The organism is Paenibacillus plantarum (genome assembly GCF_013141695.1).
Taxonomy (GTDB): Bacteria; Bacillota; Bacilli; order Paenibacillales; family NBRC-103111; genus Paenibacillus_E; species Paenibacillus_E plantarum.
Window position 1 is genome coordinate 65,912 of sequence record NZ_WHNY01000043.1, and the last position, 7,544, is coordinate 73,455.

The 7,544-nt window shown below is 41.9% G+C and carries 7 protein-coding genes; all 7 read right to left on the bottom strand.

What is annotated here, in order from left to right; all coding sequences use genetic code 11:
• Positions 1-2: 2 nt before the first annotated feature.
• The 7 genes from GC096_RS15220 to GC096_RS15250 all read right to left on the bottom strand — a co-directional run bounded on the left by GC096_RS15220 (position 3) and on the right by GC096_RS15250 (position 7,373).
• Positions 3-1,655, bottom strand: a complete 1,653-nt coding sequence (locus tag GC096_RS15220) for an ABC transporter substrate-binding protein (RefSeq protein WP_171631348.1) — start codon at positions 1,653-1,655, stop codon at positions 3-5.
• 32 nt (positions 1,656-1,687) lie between these two features.
• Complete coding sequence (locus tag GC096_RS15225; protein WP_171631350.1) at positions 1,688-3,022, bottom strand: LLM class flavin-dependent oxidoreductase; 1,335 nt, start codon at positions 3,020-3,022, stop codon at positions 1,688-1,690.
• A 134-nt stretch (positions 3,023-3,156) separates the two neighbouring features.
• Positions 3,157-4,050, bottom strand: a complete 894-nt coding sequence (locus tag GC096_RS15230) for a LysR family transcriptional regulator (RefSeq protein ID WP_171631351.1) — start codon at positions 4,048-4,050, stop codon at positions 3,157-3,159.
• A 30-nt stretch (positions 4,051-4,080) separates the two neighbouring features.
• On the bottom strand, positions 4,081-4,374 hold the full coding sequence (locus GC096_RS15235) for an HPr family phosphocarrier protein (protein WP_171631352.1): 294 nt from the start codon (positions 4,372-4,374) through the stop codon (positions 4,081-4,083).
• A gap of 163 nt (positions 4,375-4,537) precedes the next feature.
• The gene (locus GC096_RS15240) at positions 4,538-5,737 is read right to left on the bottom strand and encodes an MFS transporter (RefSeq protein WP_171631354.1); all 1,200 of its coding nucleotides are present in this window, start codon (positions 5,735-5,737) and stop codon (positions 4,538-4,540) included.
• Positions 5,738-5,883: 146 nt separating this feature from the next.
• Positions 5,884-6,162: a hypothetical protein gene (locus GC096_RS15245; RefSeq protein ID WP_246302765.1), complete on the bottom strand. Its 279-nt coding sequence runs from the start codon at positions 6,160-6,162 to the stop codon at positions 5,884-5,886.
• 167 nt (positions 6,163-6,329) lie between these two features.
• Positions 6,330-7,373: an ATP-binding protein gene (locus tag GC096_RS15250; RefSeq protein WP_171631355.1), complete on the bottom strand. Its 1,044-nt coding sequence runs from the start codon at positions 7,371-7,373 to the stop codon at positions 6,330-6,332.
• Between the last annotated feature and the right edge of the window lie 171 nt (positions 7,374-7,544).

The window sequence follows — 7,544 nt, forward strand, 5'->3', positions numbered from 1 at the left end:
CATTATTTTTGAATAAACGTATCATTAAAGAGTGGATAACCTAGCGGGTCGAATTTCAACCCTTTTACAGATTTGGATGCGGCTACCGTATACGGGAACACATAAATAGGAATGATGACCGCATTATCGATAATGGATTTCTGTACTTGTTTGTACAGTTCCGCACGTTTCTTATCATCAGGCTCGATAGCCCCTTGCTCCAGCCACTTGTCTACTTGCGAATCTGCAAGACCTGGAAGAGTTGGCCGAGCTTTGGGATCACTTGTATGATAGAAGGCATAAAGCGCGTTAGGATCCGAGTTTACCTGGCTGTTCCCATAGATATCATAATCACCTTTGGTATAGACAACATTGGCCGTATCCTTCGTAATTTCCACTTCAACAACAATTCCCACTTGTTTCAATTGCTGCTGAATGATGACGGCAATATCATTACGTTTCTCACGGTTAGGTGATCCATCTACATAATGCAAAGTAAGTTTCTTGCCATCTTTTACACGAATGCCATCTGCGCCTTTGAGCCAACCGAGTTCATCCAGTAGTTTGTTCGCTTTCGCAAGATCAGGTTTAACCCCATTTTCCAGTGAGGCATCATACCCGAAAACTCCAGGAGATAAAGGCGACCAAGCACGTGGATATGTCCCCAGATAAAGCGTTTTGACAATCGCGTCTACATCAATCGCTGCTTGCAGCGATTGTCTAGCCTTCACTTCACCCCAAGGCGCTTTGCGTTGATTAATAAATAACGTATACGGCAATCCATTCGTATTGACTTGATGAACTTGAATACTGGAATCTGACTTCAACGAAACAATATTTTGCGGAGGAATCGTCTCGCCCGCAAGAACTTGCTTACTTTGAACACTGCCGATCCGGGTCGCTTCTTCCGGAACAATACTAAAAGTGATTTGATCCAAGTAGGACTTCCCTTTATTCTCCACAATCTCAGGCGCCCAGTTATAATCAGGGCTACGCTTAACTTGAATGGAAGCATTCTCTTCCCATTTCACGAAGGAAAAAGGACCTGAACCAACCGGATTTTTGCCAAATTGATCCCCATATTTCTTAGCCGCTGTTGGTGAAACAATCCCAAGTAACGCTTGACTTAGGTTTCCTAGAAACGCTCTGGATGGTGTCTCGAGGTTGATTTTTATTGTAAACTCATCAATGACTTCCGCAGATTTATAGGGTTTAAGCAATGCTACTGAATTCGCCGCTTTCGTTGCCGGATCGAGAATCCGATCATAATTGAATTTCACCGCTTCTGCATTAAATGGCGTCCCATCTTGGAACTTTACATCTTTCCTTAATTTGAACGTGTAACTAAGACCGTCAGGAGAAACCGTCCATTCGGTGGCCAGCCACGGTTTAATCGAACCATCAGGTAATTGAACAACCAAACTATCATAAATGGTGCGAAGTACCCTTACTGCTACGGCAAGCCCGCTGCGATGCGGATCTAGAGAATCAGGGGAAGTTGCCAACGCATAAGTAAGCTCTCCGCCAACTACCGCTGTTTGTTTGCCTTCTTGCTTCGGACTCGCTGATTGCGAGGCATCCGAACTGCCATCGTTTGTTGAACCACACCCTGTTAACACGAGGGCAATGGCTAACGATAACGCACTAAACTTGATCCAACCTTTTGATCTATTCATATGTAACGCTCCCCCTTGATTCGTAAATCGGATTAGTTATTGACCGTCTCTTTCACATAGCGATTGGTTGGAAAAGGAAGCCCCAAATTCCCTCTAAGCGTATCCGATTCATATTCGGTTCGATAAATGCCACGTTCCTGTAGAATAGGAATGACCAGATCTACAAAATCGCTCAAACCATTCGGAACGCCTGATCCAACTATAAATCCGTCTGCTGCGCCGCTCTCATACCATTCTTGTATGCGATCTGCAACTTGTGTTGGGGTACCGATAAATAAAGGTCTTGGTGTTGCAGATTGCAGAGCTACTTGACGTAGGGTTAGCCCTTCTTCTTGTGCATGCTGTTTAATGCGATCCGTCGTACTTTGGAAGCTATTTTTACCCAACTCACCTAAGTCTGGGAATGGGGCATCCAAGTCATATTGTGTGAAATCATGATGTTCAAAGAATCGGCCCAAATACGCAAGTGCTTCTCCGATCGTCACCAAATTGGCAACATCCTGATATTTCCGCTCCGCTTCTTCTTCTGTAACACCAATAATCGGACCAATACCAGGCATAACGACAATCTCATCGGGATTTCTACCGAAATGTGCAGCTCTTCCTTTTACATCTTCATAAAAGCGTTTCGCATCCTCCACAGTCGGTTGACCTGTAAAGATCGCATCCGCCTCTCTAGCGGCTAAATTTTTCCCATCCTCCGATGATCCTGCTTGGAAAATAACTGGACGTCCTTGCTTCGATCTACCGATATTAAGCGGTCCCTGTACGGAGAAAAATTCGCCCTTATGATCCAAACGGTGGAGTTTATCGGGATCGAAGAATTGCCCTGATTGTTTATCCCTTGTAAAAGCATCATCTTCCCATGAATCCCATAATCCTTTGGACACCTGTAGATATTCAGATGCAATTCGATATCGCTTAGGATGATCAGGATGATCCTCCAACTTCTTATTGTAGTTCAATGCCGATCCTTCCAGCGGGGAAGTGACCACATTCCAACCTGCTCTGCCATCACTGAAATGATCGAGCGAGGAGAATTGTCTCGACACCGTGAAGGGTTCACTGTAAGACGTAGATAGCGTTCCTACCAGACCGATTTTGGAAGTTACGGAAGCCAGTGCGGAAAGAATAGTAATCGGCTCAAACCGATTCAAGAAATGGGGAATCGACTTCTCATTGATGAATAGTCCATCAGCGATAAATAGTAAATCGAATTTACCAGCTTCTGCTTTCTGTGCTTGCTCTTTGTAGTACTTGAAATTCACACTCGCATCTACAATCGCATCTGGATGTTTCCAAGATGACATATTGCCACCAACTCCATGAATGATAGCCCCAAGTTTTAGTTGTTTTTGTTTCGGCATCGTAATTCCTCCTTCGTTCAATCGACGATAATTCCTATTGGTTTAATTGGTATTAATCTTAATACTTACTGTATCATCGGCTTATAAGTCGGTCAATCGTAGATAAAGATGTTCTATTGATGAATAGAATTGTTCTATTTAGCCGTTTTTTTCCAATCAAATTCTTGCAAAGCATCCAGAAGCATGTCGGAGAAATCGAGGGTGGATTCTTTCAAAGTAATGAGAATGGTACGTAAAGAGAGACCTCCTAATGCCTGAATATCAATAGGTACAAGACGTCCCTCATTCACTTCTTGACGAACACACAGTTCCGGCAGAAAGGAAATACCCAAGCCTTTGGCCACAAGCTTCTTGGCCGTTTCCAAATTGTCAATTTGGTATTCGATTTGTGGAGGATGATCCAGTGTTGCAAAAAGCCGATGGATCTTCACCCAATCCAGTGATCCGCACTCAAAAAAGACTAGCGATTCGCGACCTACATCGTGTATAGTTAATGGTTTCTTTTTCACAAAAGGATGGCTTGGATGGACGAAAAGGCGAATAGGATCCTCGTAGAATCCCAATATATCTACATGTGGATGAGTTACATTTCGGACAAAGCCGATATCGATTTCTTTATTCAGAAGCATCTCTAGAATGACCTCTGTTGGAGCTGTCGTTACTTTGATTTGAAGATGAGCATGTTTGTTTTTAATCCATGGAAGAATTTCGGGGATCATATAATTGGAAACAGATACGGTGCAACCGACCCTGAGCTCATTGTAATCCTTATTGACATGTTGAAGCTGTTGCTTCCCTTTCTTATAAGATTGGAGTATTTGCCCCGCAAAGGGAAGAAACTGCTTTCCTTTATCTGTCAGCGTGAAATTTCTACCCTCTCTTTCGAAGAGTAGCGTGTTCAAATCACGTTCCAACGATTGGATTCGAGCTGTTACGGAAGGCTGCGACAAGAACAAAGCATCCGCTGCCTTGTTGAAACTGTTATAATGAATGACGTAGACAAAAGCTTCAATATTTTCAATATTCATTTGACCATGACTTCCTCTCCGACTTACCCATCAAGAACTTCGAGAGTACGTTGTATGTAAAGCATCATCCTGATTTTGTAAATAAGTAGATACACCCTCGAACGCTTCCTGTGCATCGATACCTTCAAGTTGAAGAGCAATGGTTGATTGTTCTCGAAGTGACATACTCCAGGATACGATGCCTAATAGTCCTTTCGCATTCAACTTTTCCCCATGTGCACCTAAATAAATCTGACTTGCATATTGATTAGCCTTGGTCACAAAATCCAATACGCGATCCAGAGTCCAAGGTTGATCCAACGTGAATATCCAATCTATTTTCATAAGAACTCCTCCTCTAAGCTATAATGAAAAAAAGAGACACAATCATCCCATAGGATGAAGCATCTCCAGTTATCTGGTTGTTTCCGATAATTCCGATTAATTTACTTGTATTTAAATTATAGTAACTAAGACAACCTTTTGTCAACGGTCGACATCCAAAAATTCATCCGAGCAACTTCTGGTCCGTATGCTTAGCGTGGCCCACCTTCCTCTTCCATGCAGCTCCAAGCAGCGTTACACCTGTTAGGAGGAATATGAATGGAATGCCAAGCCAGCCCCCCATGAACCCACCTAGTAAGGGACCAACGACAATACCGAATTGACTTGACGATTGGTTCAGACTCACGGCTCTTCCGCGGAAATCCGCTTCTGTATATTTGACGATAAGCGCATTCAGAGCTGGAAAAACAGCAGCAAAAAACAATCCATAACTAAAACGAAGAATGCCAAAGCCAATAAGATGATGAACGCCGAGCTGTAGCAGATTGCCAATACCACCGCCTATCAACCCAATGAACAATACCTTCTCATAACCGATTCGCCCGCCGATGATACCCCACCGAGGACCCATAATGACCGTGGCTACGCCCACTGCTGAGAATACAATTCCTGAGCTCAGAGTCGCTTTATCTACACTTCCGCCGATTTGCACCACGTAGAGTGTCAGCAGCGGCTCCATAATCATAATTGAAGTAGAGACTAGTAAAGTTAGCCCAAATATCCCCATCAGTTTCGAGTTGCCAGCCGCATGTTTAAGATCCTTGAAGACACTTATACGAACTTCATCTTGTCTTTTATGAACTTCTTTCACACCTACAAGTACGATAAGAGCAGAAATTAACGTAATAATGCCCGAAGCAACGAAGCACACTCGCAGTCCCATCCAATGACTCAGGACACCTCCGACAAGAGGTCCAATAATTCCTCCGGCTGCCGTTGATGTTGATATCACACCGAGCGCGTATCCGACGTGCTTCTCCGGTGTATTCGTACCAACCAAAGCGATGGAAGCAGGACCGAAGCCTGCCATAAGTCCTTGAAATATCCGTACAAGAATGAAAGTGAACAAATCATATACGAAATAATTGGCAAAATGAGCCAAGGCTAAGCCAATACCTGAACGAATTAACATGGGTTTCTTCCCAAACTTATCCGCTAGCGCCCCCCAAAAAGGCGCACACAACCCACTAATCAGAAAGCTAATGGAAATGGAAATACCAGACCACATTTCAAGCCTATTCTGAATACCTAAATCATTTTGCAAGAAAATTGGAAAAAACGGTACAGATAGGGTATATGCGATATGGCTAATAAATAAACCCAGCCATACTATATGCAGATTGCGTTTCCAATAGCGTTCCATTTGTCACTCCTTTTATAACCTCCGAACATGAAAAGAACCTCACAGCGGATGCTGTAAGGAGATCCAATCACGATTTAAATACGTAATCAGGCTGAATGCTCATCGAAACATCCCTCCAGAAATGGTTTTCATACCGAACAGCAGGATCAAAACAATGGTACCCTGTACTTATCTCCTTGCTCCGAGTAGAGAATAGCCTCCGAGTTATACAAATCAACTTCCTTAAGAGGAGTTTGAATGCTCCCTAATGTTAGTTTATTCGTCTTCAATGCATGGAGCAAAGAAGGAATGTGTTTATGATCCGTACCGATTAAATTCACATTCACCGTTTCTTGATTGAATAGGATATTGGTTTTATTAAAACTAACCCAACGATCCTCTTGATTTAAGCTTGTAAGTTTTAAAGAGTCCAATAATACGCCCATTACATATCCACTCCTCTTTTTAAAATAAAATAAAAAATAGCATGGATTCAATGATCCATGCTTCCGGATGACCAGTCAGCTTTTAATTCCGATTAATTCAATGTGTTTTATAAGCTTTAAACTATCATTGTTTTCCGCTATTGTCAACCCATGCTGAAAATATTTGTTTATATATGATATCTTGAGTTAATAGGCAGTGCTATTTCAACGGTAGTCCCCTGATTAATTTGGCTCAGAATAGACAATTTACCACCATGCGCTTCCACAATTCGCTTACAAACCATCAGTCCTAAACCGGTTCCATTCGCCTTTGTTGTGAAAAACGGCTCACCTAACTGGGCTAGTTTTTCTTCAGAAATGCCTATACCTTGATCTTTAACACAAATAATCAAGTCTTGATTCCATCGATTTCTGCACGTTATTTGTATCTCCCCCCCACTTTCCATAGACTCTATCGCATTCTTCAAGACATTAATTAATACTTGTTTGATTTGGTCAGGTATACAAGTTATGACAGATATTTCTGGGTCCATTTCTAATTGTATTTGTACATTATACAGAAGTGCATGCGGTTGTAAGAAACTAACGACACTTTGAACAAGCTCTATTACCCTGCTGTCTATGTAATGACTTAGATGTGGCTTGGCTAGCATCATAAATTCATTGACAACATAATTAATATGTTCAAGTTCTTCCATCATAACGTCAACATAGTCTGTATTTTTATATTTAAGTAATTGTACAAACCCTTTCAAGGAAGTCAATGGATTTCGAATATCATGTGCGATACCAGCAGCCAATTGACCAATCAAAGCTAATTTTTCAGACCTAATCATCGTTTCTTCCGCTTTTTTCTTTTCGCTAATATCCCTTTCCACACCAACAAACCCAATGACCACCCCATCTGTATCTTTCACAGGAGAAACAGTTACACTCGCATAAAATGTAGATCCATCTTTTCTCAGTTTTAGAGTTTCGAAATCCCTGATTTGCTCGCCGTTTATTAAAGATTGATATAGTCTAAGCGCATCTTCTTTGTACTCGTCAGGAGTCATCGGCAATACTTGCCCAATAGCCTCTTCCCTCGTCCACCCGTGCAACTCTTCAAATTTCGTATTCACCTCTAACACTACGCCATTTAAATCAACAATTACAATCCCATCAGAGGTTAAGTTCATTAGGGAATTGATTACATATTCTTTCAGTCTCATAAGTAATCGTCTCCCATTTATTCTATTGATTTTGGATTGTATTCTTCTCCAATTGGCAAAATCCTCTATTCAACATTCATTAATTTATGGGTTTGTTTGAATTGACAAAATCAGACAGTCCATCTACCTTCTGCAAACAAAGAAAAGAGGCAGCCGATCTCACGGCTACCT